The organism is Saccharothrix xinjiangensis, assembly GCF_039527585.1.
Lineage (GTDB): Bacteria > Actinomycetota > Actinomycetes > Mycobacteriales > Pseudonocardiaceae > Actinosynnema > Actinosynnema xinjiangensis.
Genome location: NZ_BAAAKE010000027.1, coordinates 101,857 through 126,669, shown reverse-complemented (window position 1 = coordinate 126,669; position 24,813 = coordinate 101,857). Strand labels below are relative to the sequence as shown.

Here is a 24,813-nt window from a genome sequence, read left to right as displayed (position 1 = left end):
TCACAGGATGATGCTGAGCTTCCCGTGCTCGTACAACGTCTCGTGGTCGAGCACCACGACCCGTCGCCGAACCCGGAACGACTCGCCGTCGGCGACGAGCTCGAACCGGTACTTGCCGACGTAGGCGTCGGAGCGCCCGTGGCCGAACCGGTGCACGAGGACGTTCGCCGCCACGTCGAGGTGCGTGCCCCGGTCGGTCAGGACCTCCACGTTGGTGATCATCCGGTTGGTGCGCGACCGGGGGTTCTCGCACCACACCTCGCCGTTGAGGAGCTGCTCGATCCGCTGGCGCAGCCGGGCGGGGTCGTCGTCGATGAGCCCGAGCGCGCCGGGCGCCTCGCCGCGGACGTCGGTGGCCGGCACCGAGTAGCGGATGTCGTGGGTCAGCATCTCGTCGTACCACTCGACCAGGCGCCACTCGTCGAGCAGCCGCGCCTCGCGGAAGAGGAACTGGTTCACCCGGTGCCACAACCGCACCCGGGCCGCCTCGTCGATCGTCAGCTCGGTGGTCATCGCGGTTCCGCCCCCCGCGCCTCGGCCCGGCGGGCGACCTCCACGTGGCCGTCGTCGCCGTGCATCAGCCGGTCCCACTGCCGCCAGAACTCGCGGGCGGGCAGCTCGTCGGTCGTCTCCGGGACCTCCTTGTCCATCCCGCGCGACAGGTCCGAGTAGCGGACCGTGCGGTTGAGGTAGCCCCGCTGGCACGACTCGACGATCTCGATGTCGTCGGGGGTGGCGAAGCCGGCGGGGCCGAGGAAGGTCAGGTAGTGGCTCTTGCGGAGTTCCCGGATGTCCGGGTCCTCGTCCTTGGGGGCCAGGGCGACCGAGGTGATGGCCATCCGGCCGGCGCCGACCGGGTCGATCTTGCGGATCGTGATCGCGATCGCGTCGATGATCATCAGGTTGGGGAAGATCAGCACCGCCCGGTTGGTGCCGGTGATCCGCTCGGCGCGCTCGGGGCCGAACCGGTCGACGAACCGCGCGGCCGTCGCCTCGATCCGCGGCCGGACCTCGGGGCCGAACATCGGCGTCCAGTAGGCGAGCGGGCGGGCCGCCGCCGGTGGCAGCTCGTTGGCCCCGTGCCCCAGTCCGAGGGCGGAGCCGAAGCCGCCCCGTCGTCGCGGTGGCACCGACCCCAGCGACTCCATGTAGCCGACGTAGCGCTTGTGCAGGGCCCGGAAGTGGTAGATGTCGACGCTGTTCTCCATCATGAGCTTCCAGTTGGCCCGCGCGCCGTGCAGCTGCGCCCCCTGGATCACCTCCATCCCGACCTCGGACTGGTCGTCGATCAGGTCGAGGTACTCCGTCGCGCCCGCCAGGTACTCGGTCAGGGTGCGCGGCTGCCGCGGGTCGAAGGTGGTGAAGACGAAACCGCGGTAGGTGTCGCTGCGGTGCTGCGCGAGGCCGAAGTCCGCCTTGCGGAAACCGGGTCCGTACCCGTCCGGCAGCGGCACCCCGACCAGGTCGCCCCGGTTGGAGAAGGTCCAGTCGTGGTACGGGCACCGGAACGACCTGGCCTGCCCGGACGGCTGCGAGCAGATCAGGGCCCCGCGGTGGGTGCAGCTGTTCGCGAACACCCGGATCACCCCGTCCGACCCACGTGCCATGACCACCGGGCGCCCGCCGACGTCGCGCGCCACGTAGGAGCCCGGCTCGGGGACCTCCGACTCGTGCCCGACGTACAACCAGCAGCGGTCGAAGATCCTGGTGATCTCCTGTGCGGCCAGGTCCTCGTCGGTGTAGGCGCGGCGATCCACCCGGAACGAGAGGCGTTCGAGGTCGTCGAGCACGATCGGGTCGCTCACCGGTCGCTGGAGTTCGATCGTCACTGCTCCTCCTTTCGCGGCAACGCCCGGACCGTGCTGACGACCAGCTCGGCCGTGCGCGCGGCGGAATCGCCGCACTCCGGTTGCGCGGCGCGCAGCCGGGCCCGGTAGTCCCGGGCTGGGTCGAGCAGGTCGGTGACGGCGTCGGCGACGGCCCGCTCGGTGGCGGCGGCCGGCTCCAACGCCGTCCCGAAGCCCGCGCCGCGCACGAAGTGCGCCTGGATGGGCTGGTCCACCGCCAGCGGGATCACCAGCATCGGGGTCGCCGCCCGGATCGACTCCGCGACGGAGTTGTACCCGCCGTGGGTGATGAACACGTCGGCGCGGTCGAGCACCTCGCGTTGCGGCAGGTACGGGGCGGTGAGCACGTCGGCGGGCAGCGCGAGCTCCTCGGCGAGGTCGCCCACCGAGGCGACCACCCGCGCCCCGGTCGCCGCCGCACCGGTGATCACCGTGCGCAGCAGGTCCGGCCGCCGGTAGAAGATCGTGCCGAAGGAGACGTGCACCAGCGGGCGGTCGGGGTCGAGCCGGTCGAGGTCCGGGAAGTCGACCTCGTCGCCGCGCGGCCCCGCCGCGCCCGGCAACCCGACCAGCCGCACCCCGTCGTCGGTGACCGCGTCGGCCCCGACGAGGGCGGGGATCGTCGGCATCAGGTTGAGGATCGGCGAGCGCGCCGAGTGGGTCCGGGTCGACCACAGCACCCCGTGCTCGGTGAGGTAGTCGCCGAGCTGCTCGTCGTACGCCCAGCGACCTCGCCGGTGCTCCCGCGGGCAGACCCCGCCCAGGTTGGCCCAGATCATCCCGTACGGCACGCCGGACGCCCGCGCGCCGACCATGGCCGACGCCGTGACGGGCAGCGAATCGACGAGCACGAAGTCCGGCGCCGTCGCCCGCAGCACGTCGGCCGTCAGGTCCGCCACCGGCGAGGACCGGAGCATCGGGCCGATCTTCTCCGGGGGACCGCTCCACGGCGCCATCTCGACCTGCCCGACCGCGTGCACCTCGGCCTCGCCCAGGGCCCGGCGACGCCGCTCGTCGAGCACGCCGCCGTCCGCGGACAACAGCAGCAGCGACACTTCGGCACCGGCGGCGCGCAGCGCGTTGACCACCGGTATGTACGGGTTCAGGTGACCGTGCTGGGTCGTGGTGAGGAGGGCGACGCGCATCAGATCTCCGATTCGTACGGCGACGCGCGAACGGCACGACTCCACCCCGGGCAGGCGGGAGCGCCCGGCAGGCGGAAAAGGACCGTCGACGTCCAGGTAATGCCACGAGGCTTTGCGCATTCCCCGCCATTGCCGACGGGGCACATCGGTCGATGCTGCTCGGAACAATTGCGGAACAACCTGGTTCACCGCCGGCCCTCGGCGGTTTCGCAAAGCCTGCCGGGGCGTCCCATCGATGTCAACGCCTCGTCACCGCCGGCCGCAGGCGCCCTTCGGGATGCCACGTAGAACCGTTGTCGGCGCATTCGTTCGCGTAGCGCAAGAACGGGGCGTTCGGGTGCGCCCCCGGGCCGGTGCGGGGGAGGGCCTTGGTCCGGTCGGGCGCACGGGGCGACGCCGGGCGCGGCGTGGCGGACCGTGGTTCGCTCGGCCCGAACACCCGATCGGCCGCAGCGGGTGTGCGCCCGGGGCAGCCCCGACGGCAGCCCCCGCCGGTCGTGCCTGATCTTCGGTGTGACCGGGAACCGGTCGGTGAACCTCGATTTCGGGGTGCACGGCCTGCCGCCCGGGTGGACCGCCACGGCTTCCCAGGGCGACCGCGCGCAGGCGAGGGGTGACCGCCGGGGCGGGACCTGCTCGGCGAACGGGTGTGGCACTCACCCACGAGGGTGAGTGCCACACCCGTGTGGTGTGTTCGCACCACAGCGCCGCCCCGGGTTCCTCCCTACCATGCGGCGCATGGGTCCGGGGGAGCCGCGAAGACAGACCTCGATCGGCCGTTCGGCAGCGCGCGCTGAGCCGTTCGCCTCGGTCGGCAAGCGCTCGGCGGAATTTCACATCACGTGGCTCCGAAGCGCGTGTGGCGACGTCGAACGTGTTCAACGCCGTCGCCGGAATCGAGGTTCGCGCTGGTGAGGAAGCCCGCAAACCGTGTTGTGAAGCGTCTCTCGGGGAGGTGCTGTCGCAAGAGGACCACCGGTCGTTGCGCTGGGGGGAACAGGACGGTTGGTGCCGATGGACCAGGGTGACGCCTTCGCCGCGCTGTCCGGTCTGCTCGCCGAGTGCGCGGCGGGCGCGAGCAGGCTCGCCCTGGTCCGGGGTGGGCTGGCCGGCGGGAAGACCGAACTGCTCCAGCGGTTCCAGCGGCACGCCGGCTCCTCCGGCGCCATGCTGCTCACCGCCACCGGGGCGCCCGCCGAGCGCTCCCTCCAGGCCGGTGTGGTCGACCAGTTGTTCCACGGCGCCGGGTTGCCGCCGGAAATAGCGGATCGCGTTTCGCACCTGATCACGCCGATCGCGGTGGGCGTGGACGAACCCGCGTCGGACGTCCGGGCCATTCCCCATTCGCACGTCCGGCTCGTGCACGAATTGTGCGGCATCCTGCTCGAACTGTCGCGGGAACGGCCGGTCGTGCTGTGCGTGGACGACGTGCAGTTCGCCGACAGCTCCTCGCTCCAGTTCATCCTCTACTTGCGACGGCGGATGATGCGGTCCGGGCGGGTGCTCGTGGTGCTCTCCGAATGGGAGCAGCCGCAGCCGACGCTGCCGCTGTTCCACGCCGAGCTGACCCGTCGACCGCACCACCGCATCCGGCTCGCCCCGCTGGGGCCCGGGGGGATCGCCGAACTGCTGGGTGACCGGGTGCCCGACGCCGACGCCATGGCCGCCGCCTGGCACACCCTGACCGGGGGCAACCCGATGTTGGTCCGCGCCATGGTCGAGGACCTGGAGGGCGGGCACGAGACCGGGCCCGACCGGGTCGGGCCCGCGTTCGGCCGGGCGGTGCTGGAGTGCCTGCACCGCTGGGAGGCCGGGCTGCCCGAGGTCGCCCGTGCCCTCGCCGTGCTGGGGGAGGCGCAGACCCCGGTCCTGCTGGGCCGGCTGGCCGGCGCCACGCCCGAGGCCGCGGAGCAGGCGGTCGAGGTGCTGACCGCCGCCGGGTTGCTGCTCGACGGCCGCTTCCGCCACCCCGGCGCGGCGTCGGTGGTCCTCGACCGCACGCCGGGCGCCGAGCGGGCGCGGCTGCACGCCCGCGCCGCCGAACTGCTCTACCAGCGCGGGGCGGCGGCCAACGTGGTCGCCGACCACCTCGTGGCCGCTGACCGGGTCTCGCCCGGGTGGCCGGTGGCCGTGCTGCGCGTCGCCGCCGAGCAGGCGCTCGTGGGTGACGACGTGGCCGCCGCCGTGCGCTACCTCGAACCCACGCTGCCGGTGGTCGAGCAGGACGAGCGGCTGGGCATCACCAGCGTCCTGGTCCGGGCGCTGTGGCGGGTCAACCCGGCCGCCGCCGTCGTGCACGCGGAACCCCTGCACGAGGCGATGTGGGCGGGCCGGCTGCGCGGCCGGGACGCCATGACCGTCGTGCAGCACGCGCTGTGGATCGGCGACGAGGCCACGGCGGTGCGCGCGCTCGCCGTGCTGAACGACAACCCCGGCGTGCTGGACGCGCAGAGCGCGGCCGAGCTGCGGATCATCTGCCAGTGGTTCCACGGCCTCGACCCGGCGACCGCGGTGGCGTCCGACGTGGTCGCCGACGCGGACCCGTGGGTGGCCGCGGCGCAGGCCGTCGGCACGTTCTGGACCGCGGAGTTCGACCCCGGCGCCGTCGCCAGCGCCGAGCACATCCTGCGCAGCTGCCGGCTCGGCGACATGTCGCTGGAGGTCGTGCTCACCGCGCTGCTGATCCTGGTGCACGGCGGGCGCGCCGGGCGGGCCGAGCGGTGGTGCGACCGGCTCGCCGCCGAGGCCGACCGCGGCGGCGCGGTGACCTGGCAGGCGATCCTGGAGGTCGTCCGGGCCGACATCGCGCTGCGGCGCGGCGAAGTGGTGGTCGCCGCCGCGCGCGCGGAGCTGGCGCTGGGCCTGCTGCCGCACCAGGGCTGGGGCCTGTCCATCGGCTACCCGCTGGCCGTGCTGCTGGAGGCCAACACCGCGCTGGGGCGCCACCGCGTGGTCGCCGACGTGATGCGGCTGCACGTGCCCGGCGCCATGTTCGCCACCGTCGCGGGCCTGCGCTACCTGCACGCGCGCGGCTGCGGCAACCTCGCCGCCGGGCGGGTGCTCGCCGCGATCAGCGACTTCCAGAACTGCGGCACGCGGATGCGCGAGTGGGGCATCGACCTGCCGGTGCTCGCGCCGTGGCGGTGCGGCCTGGCGGAGGCCAACCTGGCGCTGGGCCGCCCGGACGTGGCCCGCGCGCTCATCCACGAGCAGATGCGGCTGCCCGCGGGCGACCGCCGCACCCGCGGCGCGTCGCTGCGGGTGCTCGCGGCGACCGTCGAGCCCGCCGAGCGGCCGGCGCTGCTGCGCGAGGCGGTGCGGCACCTGCGGCGGGTGGGCGACCGGGTGGAGCTGGCCCGCGCCCTGTCCGACCTCAGCGACGTGCTCGACGCCCTGGGCGAGCACGGCGAGGCGCGCGGGCTGGCCGAGGTCGCGGCGGCCGAGACCAAGGCGTCCTACTCCGGCGCCGTGCCCATACCCGTCGACTGGAGCGACGAGGGCGGCGACGGGCGGTCCGCCCTGAGCGAGTCGGAGTTGCGCGTGGCCGAGCTCGCCGCCAAGGGCCACACCAACCGCGAGATCAGCGGGATCCTCTACATCACCGTCAGCACCGTCGAGCAGCACCTCACCCGGGTCTACCGCAAGCTGGGCGTGCGCAGCCGGGCGGACCTGCCACCCCGACTGTCCCAGCGGGCGGGCGCCGGCCCGCGGGCGTTCCAAGCCCGCGGGTGACCCGCGCGCCACCGTCGAGCAGAAAGAGCCACCCATGCCCAACCAGTCGACCTGCCGCGTCTGCGCGGGAGCGGTCACCGAGTTCGTCGACCTCGGCACCCAGCCGCTGTCGGACGCCTTCCGGCTGCCCGAGGACACCACCGAGGAGTTCACCTACCGCCTCGCCGTCGGCGCGTGCGCGGGCTGCTCGATGGTGCAGCTGATGGAGGAGGTGCCCAGGGAGCGGATGTTCCACCAGGACTACCCCTACCTGTCCCGGGGTTCCGCGGTGATGCGCGAGCACTTCCGCGCCCTGGCCGAGAGGTTCCTCGCCACCGAGCTGGCCGGCGAGGACCCGTTCGTGGTCGAGCTGGGCTGCAACGACGGCACCATGCTGGGCACCGTGGCGGCGGCGGGCGTGCGGCACCTGGGCGTGGAACCGTCCGGCGCGGTCGCCGACCTGGCCGCCGAGGCCGGCGTGCGGGTCCGCAAGGACTTCTTCGAGGAGTCCACGGCACTGTCCATCCGGGACCAGGACGGGCCGGCCGACCTCGTGTACGCGGCCAACACGTTCTGCCACATCCCTTACGCGGAGTCGATCCTGCGGGGCGTCGTGGCGCTGCTCAAGCCCGGCGGCGCCTTCGTGTTCGAGGACCCCTACCTCGGCGACATCGTCGAGCAGACCTCGTTCGACCAGATCTACGACGAGCACTTCTTCCTGTTCAGCGCCACCTCCGTGGACGCCATGGCGCGCCGGCACGGCTTGGAGCTGGTCGACGTCGAACGCCTGCCGGTGCACGGCGGCGAGGTCCGCTACACCCTGGCGCTCCCCGGCGCGCGCGCCCGCTCCGCCGCCGTCACCGCCCTGCTCGCCGAGGAAGGCGCGCGCGGCCTGCACGACCGCGCCGTCCTCGACGCGTTCGGCGACCGCATCCGCGGCATCCGCGCCGACCTCCTGGCGCTGCTGGAGGACCTGAGGGCCAAGGGCGAGCGGGTCGTCGGCTACGGCGCGACCGCCAAGAGCGCCACCGTCACCAACCTGTGCGGCATCGGACCGGACCTGGTCGAGTTCATCAGCGACACCACGCCCGCCAAGCAGCACCGGCTGGCGCCCGGCTCGCGCATCCCGGTGCGCCCGCCCGCCGACTTCGCCGACCCCTACCCCGGCTACGCGCTGCTGTTCGCCTGGAACCACGCCGAGGAGATCATGGCCAAGGAGGCGGCGTTCCGGGAGTCGGGCGGCAAGTGGATCCTGTACGTGCCCGACGTGCACGTGGTGTGAGCGTGGCACGGGACCTGGCCGGCACGCGCGTCGCGGTGCTCGGCGGCTCCGGCTTCGTCGGGTCCGCGGTGGCCGCCCGGCTGGCGGCGGCGGGGGCGCGGGTGCGGGTCGTGGCCCGCGCCCCCGGCGCGCCGCCGTTCCCGGCCGAGGTCGTCGCCGCCGACCTCACCGCGCCCGGCGCGGTGGCCGCCGCGGTCTCCGGCGCGGACGTGGTGCTCCCGCTGGTGCTGTTCACCGGCGGCGGCACGTGGCGGGTCGCCGAGGGCGGCGCGGCCGACGCCGCCCGGGTGAACGTCGGCGTCGTCGCCGAGGCGGTGGCGGCGGCCGGCGCGGCCGTCGTGCTCGCCGGCTCCACCTCGCAGGTGGGGCCCGGCGCGCCGGAGCGGATCGACGGCTCCGAACCCGACCGCCCCGAATCGGAGTACGACCGGCAGAAGTGCGCCGCCGAGCGGCTCGTGCTCGACGCGGGGGGCTGCTCCCTGCGGCTGCCCACCGTGTTCGGCCCCGCCACCGCGTCGCCGGACCGGGGCGTGGTGACCGCGATGGCGCGCCGCGCCCTGGCCGGCGAGCCCCTGACCGTGTGGGGCGCCGGGGACATGGAGCGGGACCTGGTGTTCGTCGAGGACGTCGCCGAGGCGTTCGCGGCGGCCGTGGCGCACGCCGACCGGCTGGCCGGGCGGGCGTGGCTCGTCGGGTCCGGCGCCGGGGTGCCGGTTCGCGCGCTGTTCGAGCTCGTCGCCGCGACCGTGGCCCGGCACACCGGCCGCCCGGCCGTGCCGGTGCGGTCGGTGCCGCCGCCGGAACACGCCACCCCGCTGGACTTCCGCAGCCTCGTCGCCGACCCGTCGGCCCTCGCCCGCGCCACCGGCTGGCGCGCCCGCGTGCCCCTGGCGGAAGCGGTGTCGCGGACCGTCACCGCTCTGGTACAGTCCGGAGTGGATGGTCCGAGTCGACCACCCCTACACCCCGGCTAGGGGTCCCCCCTACTTTTGTTGACCAGGCGGTTCGGGCCGCTGCACGCTGACCTCCGTCCCCGTGGACGGAAGGTTTGCCGATGAAAGCCCGTCAACTCGCCGTCGGCGGGGCCTGGGAGTTCGAGCCCGACGTGTTCCCGGACGACCGGGGCCTGTTCGTCTCCCCGTTCCAGCAAGAGGTGTTCACCGAGGCCGTCGGCGCGCCGCTGTTCGCCGTGGCCCAGGCGAGCGCCAGCATCTCCCGCCGCGGCGTGGCCCGCGGCGTGCACTACGCCCGCCGGGCCCCGGGTTGCGCGAAGTACGTGACCTGCTCGCGCGGACGGGTGCTGGATCTCGTGGTGGACCTGAGGGTCGGCTCGCCGACCTTCGGCGCGTGGGACTCGGTGGAGCTGTCCGGCGACGGCTTCCGCGCCGTCTACCTCCCGCCGGGCCTCGGCCACGCGTTCCTCGCCCTGGAGGACCACTCCACCGTCCACTACCTGCTGTCCCGCGCCTACGACCCCGCCGACGAGCTGGCGGTGTCCATCCTGGACCCGGACCTGGCGCTGCCGATCCCGGCGGACGCGGTGCTGTCCGAACGGGACCGCGCCGCGCCGCCCCTGGCCGGCGCGCGGGACGCCGGACTGCTGCCGGTCCACGCCGCCTGAGCCGAGGAGACCCACCAGGTGACCGCGCCCACCCGCCGCTCCACCCAGACGCGCCTGGCCGAGTCGATGCTCGCCGCCCGCGACGCCGACGCCGCGCACGCCTGGTTCGCCCGCACCGCCGAGCAGAGCCGGATGCACGTCGACCGCGTGCCGCTGGACGCCCTCGCGGGCTGGGTCACCGAACCCGGCACCGGCAACCTGCGGCACCGCACCGGCCGGTTCTTCAGCGTCGAGTCGCTGTCCGTCGACCTGCCCGGCGCGCCCGTGCCGCACTGGTCGCAACCGATCATCAACCAGCCGGAGATCGGCATCCTCGGCATCCTGGTGCGCGAGGTCGACGGCGTGCTGCACTGCCTGATGCAGGCCAAGCACGAACCGGGCAACCCCAACGGCCTCCAGCTGTCGCCGACCGTGCAGGCCACCCGCAGCAACTACACCCGCGTGCACGGCGGCAAGCCCATCCCGTACCTGGAGCACTTCCGCGACACCTCCGCCCACCGGGTCCTGGTGGACATCCGGCAGTCCGAGCAGGGCGCGTGGTTCTACCGCAAGCGCAACCGCAACATGGTCGTCGAGGTCGACGGCGAGGTGGAGGCGCGCGAGGGGTTCCGCTGGTTCACCCTCGGCGAGATCGCCGGGCTGATGGCCGTGCCGGACCTGGTGAACATGGACGCCCGCACGGTGCTCGCCTGCCTGCCCGGCGGCGGCGGGGCCCTGGCCGGCGCGGCGGTCGACGCCTTCACCGGAGCCCTGGTCCGGTCCGCCGACCCGGCCGCGCCCGGCGTGCACACCATCGGCGACGTGCTGAGCTGGATCACCGAGGTCCGCACGCGCACCGACCTCCGGGTCGCCCTGGGCCCGCTGGCCGGACTGCCGGGCTGGACCCGGGAGGACGGCGTCATCGCGCACCGCAGCGGCCGGTTCTTCACCGTCGTCGGCGTGGACGTGCGGGCCGACGGGCGGGAGGTGGGCGCCTGGTCCCAGCCCATGGTCGAGCCGGTCGGCACGGGCGTGATCGCGTTCCTGGTCAAGGAGATCGGCGGCGTGCTGCACGTGCTCACCCACGCCCGCACCGAGGCGGGCTACGCGGACGTGACCGAGCTGGCGCCCACCGTGCAGTGCGTGCCCGAGACCCACGAGCACCTGTCGGCGCGGCCCCGGTTCCTGGACGAGGTGCTCACCTCGTCGAGGGTCCGCTTCGACGCCGTGCTGTCCGAGGAGGGCGGCCGGTTCCTGGGCGCCCGCAACCGGTACGTGGTCGTGGAGACCGACGCCGAGGTCGCCCCGGACGACCCCGAGTACCGGTGGCTGACCCTGCACCAGTACGAGGAGCTGCTGCGGCACAGCTTCTACGTCAACATCCAGGCCCGCACCCTGCTGCTGTGCCTGCGCAGCCTCGTCCCGCGCGGGTGAGGCGGGCGCGGGTGAGGCGGGCGGTCGCGCCCGCCTCGGTCCCGGTCACAGCGTGCTCAGCACCTGCTTGAGCGCGTCGACCACGCGCTCCTGCTCGTCCTGGGGCAGGGACGGGTACATCGGCAGCGAGAAGATCTCGCCGGCCACCCGCTCGGTCACCGGCAGGCTCCCCTCGGCGCAACCCAGGTGCGCGAAGCCGCTCATGGTGTGCACCGGCCACGGGTAGCTGATGTTCAGGTGGATGTCGTGCGCCTTCAGGCGTTCCAGGATGTCGTCGCGCCGGGGGTGGCGCACCACGTGGACGTAGTACGAGTGCGTGTTGCCGGGCGCGATCGCGGGCAGCACCAGGTCGGTGTCCGCCAACGCCTCCGCGTACCGCGCGGCCACCGCCTGCCGGGCCGCGACGTAGTCGTCCAGCCGGGTGAGCTTGCGGCGCAGGATCTCCGCCTGCACCTCGTCCAACCGGCAGTTGTGCCCCGGCGTCTCCACGACGTAGTACGTCTTCTCCATGCCGTAGTAGCGGTGGCGGCGCAGGTTCGCGTCGACCTCCGGGTCGTTGGTGATCGTCGCGCCGCCGTCGCCGTAGGCGCCGAGCACCTTGGTGGGGTAGAAGGAGAACGCGGCGGCGTGGCCCATCGACCCGGCGACCCGGCCGCCGTGGCGCGCGCCGTGCGCCTGCGCGCAGTCCTCCAGCACCAGCAGGCCGTGCCGCCGCGCCAGCTCCACCAGCGGGTCCATGTCGACGCACTGGCCGTACAGGTGCACCGGCAGCAGGACCTTGGTCCGCGGCGTGATCACCGAGGCCACCTGCCCGACGTCCATCAGGTAGGTGGCCGGGTCCACGTCGACGAACACCGGCGTCGCGCCCACGGCGTCGATGGCCAGCACGGTCGGCGCGGCGGTGTTGGACACCGTGACCACCTCGTCGCCGCGGCCCACGCCGAGCGCCTGGAGCGCCAGGCGCAGCGCGTTCGTGCCGTTGTCGACGCCGACGCAGTGGGCGACGCCGTGGTACGCGGCGAACTCCGCCTCGAACGACGACACGCTGGGCCCGAGGACGAGCCGGCCGGAGGAGAACACCGTCTCGACCGCGTCGAGTATGTCCTTGCGCTCCGATTCGTATTCACGCGAGTAGTCCCAGACGAGCGTGGCCATCGGCAGCCCTTTCGACAGGTCGGCTTCCCGGTCAGCCTAGGTCCGACCCCTGGCTAGGGGGTAACCCCTATCATGCAGGTCAGGGCGGCCGCACTGGTCGCCAAGGGTGAACGACCGCTACTCCGTGCGGCCGAACGGCGAGCGGCGCGCGAATAGGGGTACTAGGGGTGGCCTGGCCGCTTCCGGGACATTTACGGTGACCACGCTTCCGGCACGATCGTCGGAATTCAGCACATCCATCGGGACGAGGACGACAAATGTCGCGGCATTTTCTTTTCCTGTGCCACCCGGACCACGGGCACGTCATCCCGAACCTCGCGGTGGTCACCGAACTGGCCGCGCGCGGGCACCGGGTCACCTACCTGACCGCGCCGAGCATGGCGGAGGTCGTCACCGAGGCCGGCGCCACCGCCGTGACCTACCCGTCCCGGTACCGCGACGCCGACTTCGCCCTCGTGGCGAACGATCCCGGGTACCTGATGGGCGTGCTGCTCGACGAGAGCGAGGCCATGCTCGCCACCGCGACCGCCGAGCCGGCCGGCGACCGGCCGGACTGCCTGGTCTACGACACCTCGGTGCTCTACGCGGGCCGCGTGCTGGCCCGGCACTGGGATGTCCCGGCCGTGCAGGTGATCCCGGTGTTCGCCTCCAACGAGCACTTCTCGTTCCTCAACGCCATGTACAACCCCGAGTCCTCCGCCGGCCGGCCCGCGCCGGCCCGGCCCGGCGAGCTGCCCGGGTGGGTGGGCGCCACCATGGCGCGCATCGGCGAGCTGTGCGCCCGCCACGGGGTGGCCGCCGCGCCGCACGAGGTGTGGTTCGAGGTGCCGCCGCTGAGCCTGGTCACCGTGCCGCGCGAGTTCCAGTACGCGGGGGACACCTTCGACGAGCGGTTCGCGTTCGTCGGGCCGTGCGTCGGCGACCGGGGTTTCCTCGGGTCGTGGGAGCCGCCCGCCGACGGCCTGCCCGTGGTGCTGGTGTCGCTGGGCGCGGTGTTCAACCAGGACGAGGGCTTCTTCCGCACGTGCGTCGAGGCGTTCCGCGGTCGACCGTGGCACGCCGTGATGACCACCGGCGGCGGCGTGGACCGGGACGCACTCGGCGACCTGCCGCCCAACGTCGAGGTGCACGACTTCGTGCCGCACGTGGCGGTGCTGGACCACGCCGCCCTGTGCGTCACCCACGCGGGCATGGGCACCGTGATGGAGGCGCTGCGGTCGGGGACGCCGATGGTGTGCGTGCCGGGCTCCGCGCTCGACCGGCCGACCGGCTGGCGGGTCCGCGAACTCGGTCTGGGCGCCGTGCTCGACCCCGCCGACCTCACCCCGGACGCGCTGGTCGGCGCGATCACGACCGTGCTCGGCGACCCGGGGACGGCGGCCCGGTCGGAGCTGATGCGCGAGGCCGTCGCGGTGGCGGGCGGCACGACGCGCGCCGCCGACGAGGTCGAGAAGCACCTGGCCCGGTCGCGTTGACCCCCGGCCCGGTCGAGTTCGGCGTGCTGGGTCCGATCAGGGTCCTGCGCGACGGCGTGGAGCAGCGGGTGGGTGGTCCGCGGGAGCGGGCGGTGCTGGCGCGGCTGGTGTGCGACGCCAACCGCGTGGTCAGCGTGGACCGGCTCATCGAGGCGGTGTGGCACGGCGACCCGCCGGCCAGCGCGCGGGGCCAGATCGCGATCTGCGTGTCCCGGCTGCGGCGTGCGCTGGGCGAGGCGGGCCGCGCCGTCGACACCGCGAGCCCCGGGTACGTGGCACGGCTGGACGAGGGCGCGGCGGACTGGTCGCGGTTCAACGGCATGGTCGGCCGGGCCCAGTCGCGAGCGGCGGCCGGTGACGAGGCGGGCGCCGTGGCGCTGCTCCGCGAGGCGCTGGGGCTGTGGCGCGGCGTGCCGTTCGAGGACCTGCCCGGCCTGCGCGCGGAGGCGGCGCGGCTCCAGTCCGCGCGGCTGGACGCGGTGGAGGCGTGCGCCGAGCTGGAGCTGCGGCTCGGCCTGCACCACCGGGTCGGCGAGGAGCTGGCCGCCGTGGTGGCCGAGCACCCGCTGCGCGAGCGCGCGCGGGCGCAGCTGATGCTGGCCCGGTACCGGTCGGGCCGGCGGGCCGACGCGCTGCGCACCTACCAGGACGCGCGGCGGGCGCTGGTCGAGCAGATCGGCCTGGAACCCGGCCCGGAGCTGCGCGAGCTGCACGAGCAGGTCCTGCGCGACGCGCCGGCGCTGCTCGCGCCGGTCCGGCTCGCGCCGGCCAACGCCGAGGTCCGGGCCGCGCCGCCCGCCGAGCTGCCGCGCCAGGTGCTGCCGTTCGCCGGCCGGTCGGCCGAGCTGGCCGACCTGGACGCCGCCCTCGCCCCCGGCCCGGACGTGCTCGGCGCGGCCGTGCTGACGGGTCCGGGCGAGGTGGGCAAGACCGCGCTGGCGCTGCGCTGGGCGCACCGGCGCCTCGACCTGTTCCCCGACGGGCAGCTGCACGCCGACCTGGTGGACGACTTCGGCCGACCGGTGTCGCCCGCCGCGGTGCTGGACCGGTTCCTGCGCGCGCTCGGCGTGCCGGTGGCGTCCATCCCGGACGACCCGGGCGAGAAGGTCGCGCTGTACCGCAGCACCGTGTCCCGCAGGCGCGTGCTGGTGGTGCTGGACGGGGCGGTGGACCACGCCCAGGTCGGGCCGCTGCTGCCCGGCGGCGCGCACGCCAGGGTCATCGTCACCAGCCGGCACCCGATGGACGAGCTGGTCGCCCGCCAGGGCGCGCACCGGGCGTTCGTGGAACCGCTGCGGCCGGAGGAGTCGTGGCAGCTGCTGACCCTGCTGCTCGGACACGACTGGGTGGCCGAGCAGCGCGGTGAGGCCGGCCGGATCGTCGGTTCGGCCGACGGGTTCCCGCTGTCGCTGCGCCGCGCGGCGGCCGGTGTCCGGGCCGCACCGCGCCGCCTGGACCACCGCAGGTTGACCGGTGTGCCCGCCTGACCGGCATCCGACCGGCGCGCATCCGATCGGCGGCATTGCGCCGAACTCCGGGACCGGCCGAACACCCGGTCCCGGGATCCGGCGCACCGCTCAGGCGCGGGCCAGCACCGCGTCGACCGCCGCGGCCAGCGCGTCCACCGACACCGGGGCCGTGGTGCGCCAGGCCACGTGGCCGTCCGGCCGCACCAGCACCGCGCCCGCCTCGCCCACGCCGTAGACCGAGGCCCACGTCGGGGACACCACGGCCGACGAGCCCTCGGCGGACGCGGCCACCTCGACCACCCCGACCGCCACGCCGATCGGGGACCCGACCTCCTCCGCCGCCTCGGCCCACCCGCTGCCCGCCGGCGTGAACAGGGTGAGCCCCGGCCCGATGAGGTCCAGTGTGGACAGTTCCTCGCCACCCCGCGCCAGCGGCACGTGCGGCGCGCGGTGGCCGGGCCGGGCGGTGGGGACGTAGGTCCGGTAGGGGTCGTCGGGCGACGGCGCGCCGGTGCCGTCCGGCACGACGGCGGCCGACTCGTAGTGGAAGCCGAGCACCAGGCCCTCGCAGCTGCGGCGGCCCGCCTGCTGCTCGATGGCCTCCTTCATGGACAGCTCGCCCTCCATCATCCGGAAGGTGATGAGGGCGTTGGCCAGGCTCTCGCCGACGGTGCGCTCCCCGATCGGGTGGCGTTCGGCGTCGTAGGTGTCGAGCAGGGCCTCGCCCGCCACGCCCGACAGCACCGCCGCCAGCTTCCACACCAGGTTGTGCGCGTCCTGGATGCCGCAGTTCATGCCGAACCCGCCCTGCGGCGTCGACACGTGCGCCGAGTCGCCCGCCAGGAACACCCGGCCCGAGCGGAACCGCGTGGCGGTCACCGCCTGCTGCAACCACGGCATCACGCCGACCAGCTCGACGTCCAGGTCCGGCACGCCGACGGCCTCGCGCACCACCCGCACGCAGAACTCGGGCGTGAAGTCGGCCTCGCTGCCGCCCTCCGCCGGGTCGTACCCGGTCTGGACGATCCAGCGCCGCCGGTTGTCCACGGCCTCCACCGCGCACGGGATCGCGCTGCGGACGAAGTACAGCGCGCACATCCGGTCGGTCAGCAGCGGCACCAGGTCGGCGTCGAACATGATGCTGATCATGTGGCCGAGCGGTGGCGGCCCCTCCACGCCGATGCCGAGCCGGGCGCGCACGGTGCTGCGCCCGCCGTCGGCGGCGATGGCGTAGCGGGCGCGGACCGCCGCGACGCCGGACGCCGACTCGACCACCGCGTCCACACCGGACCCGTCCTGCTCCAGGGAGGTGAGCGTGGTGGCGAACCGGACGTCCGCGCCGGCCGCGCGCTCGGCCTCCGCCCGCAGCACCACCTCGAACCTGTCCTGCGCGCAGATGTAGGTGTACGTGGGGCTGTGCGGCGCGTCCTCGGCCAGGGGCGCGACCTCGCGGTGGAAGTCGGCCGCGGTCAGCGACGAGCCGACGCCCACGGCCAGGCTGTCCTCGCGCGGCAGGCCGACGCGCTCCACCTCGTCCGCCAGTCCCCACGCCCGCACCAGCTCCATCGTGCGGGTGGACACCAGGCGCGCCTTGGGGAAGATCGACGTCCCCGCGTGCCGCTCGACCAGCAGCGACGTCAACCCGTGCCGCGAGCACTCGATCGACGCGGCGAGACCGACCGGGCCACCACCGACGATCAGGACGTCGACCTCGAAGTCAGCCATGCGGAGGAGCCTGCGACACGGCCGCGGGAGCGTCAAGGAGGCGGATATCGAAGTGATAGAGCCTTGAAGTCGCAGGTCAGTACCGTTTGGGACGAACGACGGGCGCGGAGCGGGCAAGCCTGGGACAACGGGGGGAGGCGCCATGTTCGCCGAAGGATCGGTCGCCGTGGTCACCGGCGGGTCGCGGGGGATCGGGCGGGCCGTCTCGATCGACCTGGCGGCCCACGGCGTCCACGTCGTGGTCAACTACTCGCGCTCCGAGGAGCAGGCGAAGGACCTGGTCGCGCGGATCGAGCGGGACGGCGGCAGCGCGAGCGCGGTGCGGGCCGACGTGACCGACGAGGACGCGGTGCGCGAGCTGTTCCGCTCCGTGCGCTCCGAGCACGGCCGGCTCGACGTGCTGGTCACCAGCGCGGGCGTGACGCGGGACCGGCACCTCGTCGCGATGAGCAGCGACACCTTCCGCGAGACGATGGACATCAACCTGCACGGCACCTTCCTGGCGTGCCGCGAGGCGATGCGGATCATGCAGCACCAGCGGCGCGGCGCGATCGTGACCCTCAGCTCCGCCAGCGGCCTCGACGGCGGCTTCCCCGGCCAGACCAACTACGTCGCCTCCAAGGGCGCGATCATCGCGTTCACCAAGGCGCTGTCCTACGAGGCCGCGCCGCACGGCGTGCGCGTCAACGTGGTGGCGCCGGGTTTCGTCGAGACCGACATGACCAGGGTCATCCCCGCGAAGCTCCGCGACGGCTACGCCTCGCGCATCCGGCTCGGCCGCATGGGCCGGCCGGAGGAGATCGCGAACCTGGTCACGTTCCTGGCCTCCGACAAGGCCTCCTACATCACCAGCGAGACGTTCGTCGCCAACGGCGGCGGGCTCGGTTGACCCATCGAGCCGCGAGCACCCCAGCGGACGGAAGGAGAAGCGTGACCCTCGACGAACTGCGCGCCACGGCGGCTGCCCGCCACGAGACGTGCGCCCAGATCAAGAAGATGATCGTCTCGCGGCTGGACCTGCCGATCGAACCCGCGTGGATCACCGACGACCAGCCGCTGTTCGGCCGCGGCCTGGAGCTGGACAGCCTGGACGTGCTGGAGCTGTACGTGGCGATCGAAGCCGAGTTCGGCGTCGCCCTCTACGACAGCGACATGTCGGTGTTCGGCTCGGTGTCGCGCCTGGCCGACCACGTCAACCCGGCCCTGGCCGAGCGGACCCGCCCGGCATGACCGCGACCCGGGAGCCCGTGCGCGCGGGGAAGCCGCTGACCAACGACCAGCTCCGGGAGATCCTGCCGCACCGCTGGCCCTTCCTGCTGCTGGACCGGGTCGACAAGGTCGAACCGGGCGTCGGCGCGGTGGGGATCAAGAACGTGGCGGCCACCGAGCTGTGGTTCCAGGGGCACTTCCCGGCCGCGGCCGTGCTGCCGGGCGTGATCCTCGTCGAGGCGATGGCCCAGCTGGCGGGCGTGGTGTTCGCCCTCGCCGGCGCGGGACCCATCGGCTACCTGGCGGGCGTGCGGTCGATGCGGTTCCGCCGCCCCGTCGTGCCGGGTGACCAGCTCGTCCTCACCGCCGACCGCACCGCGGGTGGACGCGGCTTCAGCGAGTTCAAGGTGAGCGCCAGGGTCGACGGCCAGGTCGCCGCCGAGGGCACCATCACCATCGCCGACCCGGCTGCCACCAGCCCTACCGGAAAGGTCTGACACGACAATGGAACCCCTGACGTCGCCGGTGAGGTCCGCGCACCCCGAGGGCGCCGCGTACGGCACCGTCCTGGACGCCGAGGTCGCGCTGAGCTTCGGCGCGCCCGACGCCGAGTACGAGGCGATCCGGGAGCGGGCCGCCCTGCTGGACCTGTCCGGCGAGCGGATCGTGGAGGTCTCCGGCAGCGGGGCGACCGACTTCGCGCAGCGGGTGCTGGCGCGGGACGTGGAGTACCTGACCGCCGAGCGCTGCATGACGAGCCTGGTGCTCGCCGAGGACGGCGCCGTCGTGGACCAGGTCGTGGTGTGGGGCCGGGAGGACGGCCTGCTGCTGGAGTCCTCCACCGGCGCGGGCACCCGCCTGCTGGAGCACCTGCGCGCGCACGCCGGGCCCGACGTGGAGATCACCGACCGCACCGCCGAGCACGCCCTGTTCGGCCTGGAGGGCCCGTACGCCTGGGGCGTGGTGGGCCGGCTGATCGACGGCGAGCTGGCCGCGCTGCCGTTCGAGTCCGTCGTGGACGCCCAGTGGGACGGCGCGGACATCGTCTTCGCCCGCACCGGCGTGACGGGGGAGTACGGCTACAAGGCGCTGGTGCCGCGCGAGGCGGCCGAGCGGCTGTGGGCCAAGGCCCTGGAGCACGCCGTGCCCGCCGGCCAGCAGGCCGTGGAGCTGGCGATGCTGGAGGTGCGCCAACCGGTCGTCCGCCACGAGGCGGGCGAGGGCGTGGACGTGCTGGAGATGGGCGCGGGGTGGCTCGTGGACATCACCAAGGAGGAGTTCGTCGGGCGCGACGCCGTGGTGGCCGCGTTCGAGGGCGAGGCCACGCGCCGCACGGTGGGCTTCGCCGGCGGCGACGAGGTGCCCGCGCCCGGCACGCCGGTCACCGTCGACGGCGAGGCGATCGGCGAGGTCGTGCACGCCGTGCGCAGCACCGGCCTGAAGTCGACCCTCGGCCTGCTGCGGCTGCCGCCGGACCTGGCCGCCGCCGGGCTCAGGCTGACCGTCGGCGACACCGAGGTGACCACGCTGACCAGCCCGTACGTCACGCCCAAGAGCTGGAGCACCCCGATCATCTGACCCGGTGCCCCGGATCGCGATCCGGGGCCGCGAGGAGGAGCAAGCATGGCGCTGCGCCCAGTGGTCATCACCGGTCTCGGGGTGATCTGCGCGGTGGGCCGGGACCCGGAGGAGTTCTGGGCGCGGCTCACCGCGGGCGAGGGCGGCATCACCGCCGTCGCCGACGAGCGGTTCGCCGCGTTCGACGCCAGGTTCGCGGGCCAGGTGCCCGACGAGTGGATCGACGGGCAGCTGCCGGCCGAGGACGCCGGGCTGGACCGCACGGCCCGGCTCGCCCTCGTCGCGGCCCGGCAGGCGGTCGCCCAGGCGGGGTTGGGCGCGCTCCCCGCCGAGCGGTTCGGCCTCGTCCTGGGCAAGTGCCAGGCCACCCCGACCGCGGCCGGCGGCTACCAGCCCATGCACGCCACCGGTGACGTCGTGGCCCGCAAGCTGGGCATGGCGGGCCCGCGCATCCTGGTCTCCACCGCGTGCGCGGCGGGCGGCAACGCGGTCGGCCTGGCCAAGGACAAGATCCTCACCGGCGAGGCGGACGTGGTGCTCGCGGGCGGCGTGGACCCGCTGCTGTTCGGCACGTACGCCGGGTTCGCGGGCCTCCAGGCGCTCAGCTCCCGCCCGTGCGGCCCGTACAGCCGCTCCGACGGCCTGAACCTGGGAGAGGGCGCGGCGTTCCTGGTCGTGGAGGCGCTGGACCACGCGCTGGCCCGGGGCGCGGAGCCGCTGGCCGAGGTGGCGGGCTACGGCCTGTCCGCCGACGCCCACCACGCCACCGCGCCCGACCCGACCGGCCGGGGCGGCGTCACCGCCATGCGCCGGGCGCTGGCCGACGCGGGGTTGGGCACCGACGCCGTGGACTACGTCAACGGGCACGGCACCGGCACGCCCGCCAACGACGCCATGGAGAAGAAGGTCATGCGGGCCGTGTTCGGCGAGCGGGCCCCGCGGGTGCCGACCAGCAGCATCAAGAGCTTCATCGGGCACACCCTGGGCGCGGCGGGCGCGGTCGAGGCGGTGGCCGGCGTGCTGGCCCTGCGCACCGCGACCGCGCCGCCGACCATCGGGTTCACCGAGGAGGCGATCGCCGAGGCCGCGCTGGACTTCGTGCCCAACACCGCGCGCCCGCTGGAGATGGACGTCGTGGTGTCCAACAACTACGCGTTCGGCGGCAACAACGCCTCGCTGGTGCTGCGCCGCCCCGGCGGGCCGCGCGAGCACGACGAGCTGCCGGCCACCGAGGTCGTCGTCACCGGGCTCGGCCCGGTCACCGGCCTGGGCACCGGGATCGCCGAGATCGCCGAGGCGGTCGCCAACGGCCGCACCGCGGTCGGCGCGACGCCGTCCCTGGAAGGCCGCACGTTCGCGCCGCGCTCGCTGTGGCGGCACATGAACAACCTGTCCCGCATGGCCATCGCCGCCTCCCGGCTGGCGTGGGAGGACGCCGGGCTCAAGCTGCCGCGCGCCGCCCTGGACAACGTGGGCGTCGTCTTCGCCACCGCCGCGGGCTCGGTGGAGAGCACCGACGGGTTCGACGAGAGCGTGCTGGCCAACCCGAACAAGCCCGCCGTGCTCAGCTTCTCCAACGTGGTGCTGAACGCCACGGGCGGCGCGGTCTGCCAGACCCTGGGCCTGCGCGGCCCGACCACCACCATCTGCAACGGCAACGCGTCGGCCTCCATCGCCCTGGACTGCGCGGTGGAGACCATCCGCACCGGCAAGGCGGACGTCGTGGTCGTGGTCGCCGCCGACGAGGCCCCGGGGCCCGGCGACGGCGCGCGGGTCACCCCGTACGACCGCGACTCGGCCGAGGCGCCCGCGTCCGCCTCGGTGGCGCTGGTCGTCGAGTCCGCCGCGCACGCCGCCGCCCGGGGCGCGACCCCGTACGCGCGGGTGCTGGCCAGCGCCCACGCGAGCGCGAACGGCGACGACGAGCGCGCCCTGGTGGAGCGCGCCCTCGCCGCCCTGCCCACCGACGGCGTGGACCTGGTCGTCGGCGCGGCCACCGGCGTCGCGACCGACGGGGCGGAGGCGGGCGCGGTGCTCGACGCGGTCCCGTCCGCCAGGCTCACCGCCACCGCGGGCCTGACCGGTGACGCGGGCGCGGCCACCGGCGCGCTGAACCTGGCGCTGGCCGCGCTGGCGCTGCGCGACGGCGTGGCCCCGGCCATCCCGGCGCTGACCGAGCCCCGCGCGGGCGCGGTCGAGTCCTACGTGACCAAGCCCGAGCTGCCGTCCGCGCCCGCCAAGGCCCTCGTGCTCAGCGCCGCGCCCGGTTCGGTGCGCGGCGGGACCCTGCTGGGTGCGGTATGACCGGCACCCCCTTCGACGTCCCGGAGACCGACCGGCTGCTCACCACCACCCGGTCGGTGCGGCGCAGGCTCGACCTGGACCGCCCGGTGCCCCGGGCGGTGATCGAGGACGCGCTGGAGGTCGCCGTGCAGGCGCCCACGGCGAACGACCAGCAGAACTGGCGCTGGGTCGTGATCACCGAGCAGGCCGTCAAGGACCGGCTGGCCGAGCTGTTCGACATCTCCTGGCAGTTCCACCAGAAGGAGGTGTGGACGCGGTCGGGCCGGCGGCGCAACAGCGCGCAGGCGCGGCGGAACAACGAGTCCGCCGCCGCGCTGGCCGGGACCATCGCCCGGGTGCCGGTGCTGGTCATCCCGTGCGTGCTGGGCCGCCCGCCGGACATCGGCGCGATCGACGCCGAGTGGCTCGGGCAGGACCTGGCCTCGGAGAACGCGGGCACGTGGAAGGACCGGGTGCGCATCGGCGCGATGCGGGCCAGCAACTTCTACGGCTCGATCTTCCCGGCCGTGTGGTCGTTCCAGCTGGCGCTCCGCTCCCGCGGCCTCGGCAGCACGATCACCAACATGCACCTGCCGTTCGAGCGCCACGTCGGCGAGCTGCTGGGCATCCCGGCCGGGGTCACGCAGGTGTGCATGGTCCCGGTCGCCTACACGATCGGCACCGAGTTCCGCCCGGCCAGGCGGGTACCGGCCAAGGAGCGCACGTCGTGGGAGAGGTGGCGGGCATGACCGTCGAGCACAGCGGTGTCGACGTGGTCGTGGTGGGCGGCGGCATCGCGGGCGCGTCCGCGGCGGCGTACCTGTCGGCCAACGGGCTGTCCGTCGTGATGCTGGAGAAGCAGGACACCTACGAGGACATCGTGCGCGGCGAGTGGATCGCGCCGTGGGGCCTGCGCGAGGCCCAGACGCTCGGCGTCGAGGACGCGTTCGGCCTCGGCGGGGCGTGGGAGATCCGCGAGTGGACGCAGTGGGACGAGACGGTCCACCCGGACGAGGCCGAGACGGTCGACATGACCCGCTTCGTGCCCGGCGTCGGCGGCCCCATGTCGTTCCCGCACCACGAGGTCTGCGCGCTGATGGCCGAGCAGGCCGAGGACAGCGGCGCGGTGGTCGTGATGGGCGCGCAGCGGGCGCACGTGACCGCCGGGTCGAAGCCCGAGGTGCGCTACCGGCACGGCGGCCAGGACCACCTGGTCAAGCCGCGCCTGGTCATCGGGGCCACCGGCCGCGGCTGCACGGTCGGCCGCCAGGTCGGCGTGCACATGGCGACCTCGGTCCACCACTGGGGCGGCGGCGTGCGCGTCACCGGCCTGGACGACTGGCCGATGGACGTGCAGGCGATGGGCACCGAGGACGACAAGATGTTCATGGTGTTCCCGCAGGGCGACGGCAACGCCCGCCTCTACATCAACTTCCCGACCGCCAACAGCCGCCGCTACCAGGGCCCCGAGGGCGAGAAGCGGTTCATCGCCGACTTCGAGCTGCGGTCACTGCCCGACGGCGGCAAGTCGGTGTACGCCGCCGCGAGGCCCATCGGCCCGCTGAAGGTGTGGCCGTCGGTGGCGATGTTCCCCGAGCAGCCGGTCGTGATGGACGGCGTGGTGCTCGTGGGCGACGAGGCGGGCAACGCCGACACCGTGCTGGGCACCGGCCTGTCGTGCAGCCTGCGCGACACCCGCGAGGTGTGCGAGGTGCTCGTCGGCGGCGACGACTGGTCGCCCGCCGCGTTCGAGCCGTACCTGGCCGAGCGGGCGTTCCGCATGGGGCGCCTGCACTTCGGCGCGGACATCATCGCCCGGCTGCACTGCGAGTTCGGGCCGGAGGCGGCCGAGCGCCGCCGCCGGGCGCGCGAGCTGATGGCCGAGAACTTCGCCGCGTCGGTGACCGGCCTGCTCAACATGGTGCCACCGGAGGACGTACCGGACTTCGGCTTCAGCGAGTTCTTCGCCGAGAGGCTGTTCAGGGAGAGGGCATGACCACGAAGGACAGTCTGCTGACCGGCTCGGCGCACGTCAACGGCGTCGACATCGCCTACGTCGACAAGGGCGAGGGCGACCCGGTCGTGCTGCTGCACGGGTTCCCCGACTCGCACTACCTGTGGCGCCACCAGATCGACCCCCTGGTGGAGGCGGGTTTCCGCGTCGTCGCGCCGGACCTGCGCGGCTTCGGCGGCTCCGGCAAGCCGCAGGAGCCCGAGGCGTACGAGATGCGCACGATCGTCAACGACGTCGTGGGCCTCACCCAGCACCTGGGGATCGCCAAGGCGCACGTCGTCGGCCACGACTGGGGCGCGGCCATCGCCTGGATGTACGCGTTCCTGATGCCGCGCCGCGTCGACCACCTCGCGGTGTTCTCGGTCGGGCACCCCGGCGTGTTCAGCACGCCGTCGATCGAGCAGCGCGCGGCCAGCTGGTACATGCTCTTCTACCAGTTCCCCGGCGTCAGCGAGCAGCTGTTGCGGCGCAACGGGTGGCGGCTGTTCAAGGAGATCATGGGCGGCGAGGGCGACCACCAGCGCTACCCGCGCGAGCTGGCCAAGCCGGGCGCGCTCACGGCCGCGCTGAACTGGTACCGCGCCAACCGCTCGCCGGCCGCCGAGCTGCGCGTGGAGAGCAACTTCCCGCCCGTGCTCGCGCCGACCCTGGGCGTCTGGTCCACCGGGGACAAGGCGCTGCTGGAGGAGGGCATGACGGGCTCGCAGAAGTTCGTCAAGGGCCCGTGGCGCTACGAGCGGGTCGAGGACGCCAGCCACTGGATCCCCCTGGACCAGCCGCAGGTCGTCACCGAGCTGCTGCTGGGCTTCCTGGGCACCGAGCGGGCGGCGGCCGTGCCCACGCGGCGCCGCCGGCTCTAGCGGCGGGCCCCGGCAGGGCGGGCACG

20 protein-coding genes are annotated in these 24,813 nt (G+C 74.1%); 15 read left to right on the top strand and 5 right to left on the bottom strand.

The features are described 5' to 3' along the window. The 3 genes from ABD223_RS35505 to ABD223_RS35495 are packed head-to-tail and all read right to left on the bottom strand — an operon-like array spanning window position 1 to window position 2,992. Window positions 1-513 (bottom strand): aromatic-ring-hydroxylating dioxygenase subunit beta, encoded by a 513-nt coding sequence (locus ABD223_RS35505; RefSeq protein WP_344041156.1) that lies wholly within the window; start codon window positions 511-513, stop codon window positions 1-3. Then, on the bottom strand, window positions 510-1,829 hold the full coding sequence (locus ABD223_RS35500; protein WP_344041154.1) for an aromatic ring-hydroxylating oxygenase subunit alpha: 1,320 nt from the start codon (window positions 1,827-1,829) through the stop codon (window positions 510-512). The genes ABD223_RS35505 and ABD223_RS35500 overlap by 4 nt, the downstream gene beginning before the upstream one ends. Further along, entirely contained in the window at window positions 1,826-2,992 is a 1,167-nt protein-coding gene (locus ABD223_RS35495; RefSeq protein WP_344041152.1) for a glycosyltransferase, read from the bottom strand. Before ABD223_RS35495 ends, ABD223_RS35500 begins: the two co-directional genes overlap by 4 nt. 1,014 nt (window positions 2,993-4,006) lie before the next feature. On the opposite strand from ABD223_RS35495, the gene ABD223_RS35490 reads away from it, so the two are divergent. From ABD223_RS35490 to ABD223_RS35470, 5 genes are all read left to right on the top strand, one after another. Next, window positions 4,007-6,724 carry a helix-turn-helix transcriptional regulator gene (locus ABD223_RS35490; protein WP_344041150.1) on the top strand — a complete coding sequence of 906 codons (2,718 nt, stop codon included), beginning with the start codon at window positions 4,007-4,009 and terminating at the stop codon, window positions 6,722-6,724. A 34-nt stretch (window positions 6,725-6,758) separates the two neighbouring features. Further along, window positions 6,759-7,985, top strand: a complete 1,227-nt coding sequence (locus ABD223_RS35485) for a methyltransferase domain-containing protein (protein ID WP_344041148.1) — start codon at window positions 6,759-6,761, stop codon at window positions 7,983-7,985. A gap of 2 nt (window positions 7,986-7,987) precedes the next feature. Then, the gene (locus tag ABD223_RS35480; RefSeq protein ID WP_344041146.1) at window positions 7,988-8,959 is read left to right on the top strand and encodes an NAD-dependent epimerase/dehydratase family protein; all 972 of its coding nucleotides are present in this window, start codon (window positions 7,988-7,990) and stop codon (window positions 8,957-8,959) included. 80 nt (window positions 8,960-9,039) lie between these two features. Next, a complete protein-coding gene (locus ABD223_RS35475; RefSeq protein WP_344041144.1) occupies window positions 9,040-9,606 on the top strand; it encodes a dTDP-4-dehydrorhamnose 3,5-epimerase family protein in 567 nt (188 codons plus the stop codon). Window positions 9,607-9,624: 18 nt separating this feature from the next. After that, window positions 9,625-11,019, top strand: coding sequence for an NDP-hexose 2,3-dehydratase family protein (locus tag ABD223_RS35470; RefSeq protein ID WP_344041142.1), 1,395 nt, complete (start codon window positions 9,625-9,627; stop codon window positions 11,017-11,019). A gap of 45 nt (window positions 11,020-11,064) precedes the next feature. On the opposite strand, the gene ABD223_RS35465 is transcribed toward ABD223_RS35470, so the two are convergent. Then, a complete protein-coding gene (locus tag ABD223_RS35465; protein WP_344041140.1) occupies window positions 11,065-12,174 on the bottom strand; it encodes a DegT/DnrJ/EryC1/StrS family aminotransferase in 1,110 nt (369 codons plus the stop codon). Between the two features lie 257 nt (window positions 12,175-12,431). Between ABD223_RS35465 and ABD223_RS35460 the strand changes: the two genes are divergently transcribed. Continuing rightward, on the top strand, window positions 12,432-13,649 hold the full coding sequence (locus tag ABD223_RS35460; RefSeq protein WP_344041138.1) for a macrolide family glycosyltransferase: 1,218 nt from the start codon (window positions 12,432-12,434) through the stop codon (window positions 13,647-13,649). Continuing rightward, a complete protein-coding gene (locus ABD223_RS35455; protein WP_344041136.1) occupies window positions 13,646-15,136 on the top strand; it encodes an AfsR/SARP family transcriptional regulator in 1,491 nt (496 codons plus the stop codon). The genes ABD223_RS35460 and ABD223_RS35455 overlap by 4 nt, the downstream gene beginning before the upstream one ends. A gap of 90 nt (window positions 15,137-15,226) precedes the next feature. Here ABD223_RS35455 and ABD223_RS35450 read toward each other — a convergent pair whose 3' ends face one another. Continuing rightward, on the bottom strand, window positions 15,227-16,843 hold the full coding sequence (locus tag ABD223_RS35450) for an FAD-dependent monooxygenase (protein WP_344041134.1): 1,617 nt from the start codon (window positions 16,841-16,843) through the stop codon (window positions 15,227-15,229). Between the two features lie 142 nt (window positions 16,844-16,985). On the opposite strand from ABD223_RS35450, the gene ABD223_RS35445 reads away from it, so the two are divergent. From ABD223_RS35445 to ABD223_RS35410, 8 genes are read left to right on the top strand one after another with little or no spacing between them, the layout of a single operon-like run. Next, window positions 16,986-17,732: a 3-oxoacyl-ACP reductase family protein gene (locus tag ABD223_RS35445; RefSeq protein ID WP_344041132.1), complete on the top strand. Its 747-nt coding sequence runs from the start codon at window positions 16,986-16,988 to the stop codon at window positions 17,730-17,732. A 41-nt stretch (window positions 17,733-17,773) separates the two neighbouring features. Beyond that, window positions 17,774-18,073 (top strand): acyl carrier protein, encoded by a 300-nt coding sequence (locus tag ABD223_RS35440; protein ID WP_344041130.1) that lies wholly within the window; start codon window positions 17,774-17,776, stop codon window positions 18,071-18,073. After that, window positions 18,070-18,549, top strand: coding sequence for a 3-hydroxyacyl-ACP dehydratase FabZ (gene fabZ / locus ABD223_RS35435; RefSeq protein ID WP_344041128.1), 480 nt, complete (start codon window positions 18,070-18,072; stop codon window positions 18,547-18,549). Before ABD223_RS35440 ends, fabZ begins: the two co-directional genes overlap by 4 nt. A 7-nt stretch (window positions 18,550-18,556) precedes the next feature. Next, window positions 18,557-19,630 carry an aminomethyl transferase family protein gene (locus tag ABD223_RS35430; protein WP_344041126.1) on the top strand — a complete coding sequence of 358 codons (1,074 nt, stop codon included), beginning with the start codon at window positions 18,557-18,559 and terminating at the stop codon, window positions 19,628-19,630. Between the two features lie 45 nt (window positions 19,631-19,675). Next, window positions 19,676-21,934 carry a beta-ketoacyl synthase N-terminal-like domain-containing protein gene (locus ABD223_RS35425; protein ID WP_344041124.1) on the top strand — a complete coding sequence of 753 codons (2,259 nt, stop codon included), beginning with the start codon at window positions 19,676-19,678 and terminating at the stop codon, window positions 21,932-21,934. After that, window positions 21,931-22,662, top strand: coding sequence for a nitroreductase family protein (locus tag ABD223_RS35420; RefSeq protein WP_344041122.1), 732 nt, complete (start codon window positions 21,931-21,933; stop codon window positions 22,660-22,662). The genes ABD223_RS35425 and ABD223_RS35420 overlap by 4 nt, the downstream gene beginning before the upstream one ends. After that, a complete protein-coding gene (locus ABD223_RS35415; protein ID WP_344041120.1) occupies window positions 22,641-23,909 on the top strand; it encodes an NAD(P)/FAD-dependent oxidoreductase in 1,269 nt (422 codons plus the stop codon). Before ABD223_RS35420 ends, ABD223_RS35415 begins: the two co-directional genes overlap by 22 nt. Beyond that, window positions 23,906-24,787 carry an alpha/beta fold hydrolase gene (locus tag ABD223_RS35410; protein WP_344041118.1) on the top strand — a complete coding sequence of 294 codons (882 nt, stop codon included), beginning with the start codon at window positions 23,906-23,908 and terminating at the stop codon, window positions 24,785-24,787. Before ABD223_RS35415 ends, ABD223_RS35410 begins: the two co-directional genes overlap by 4 nt. Window positions 24,788-24,813 lie beyond the last annotated feature (26 nt).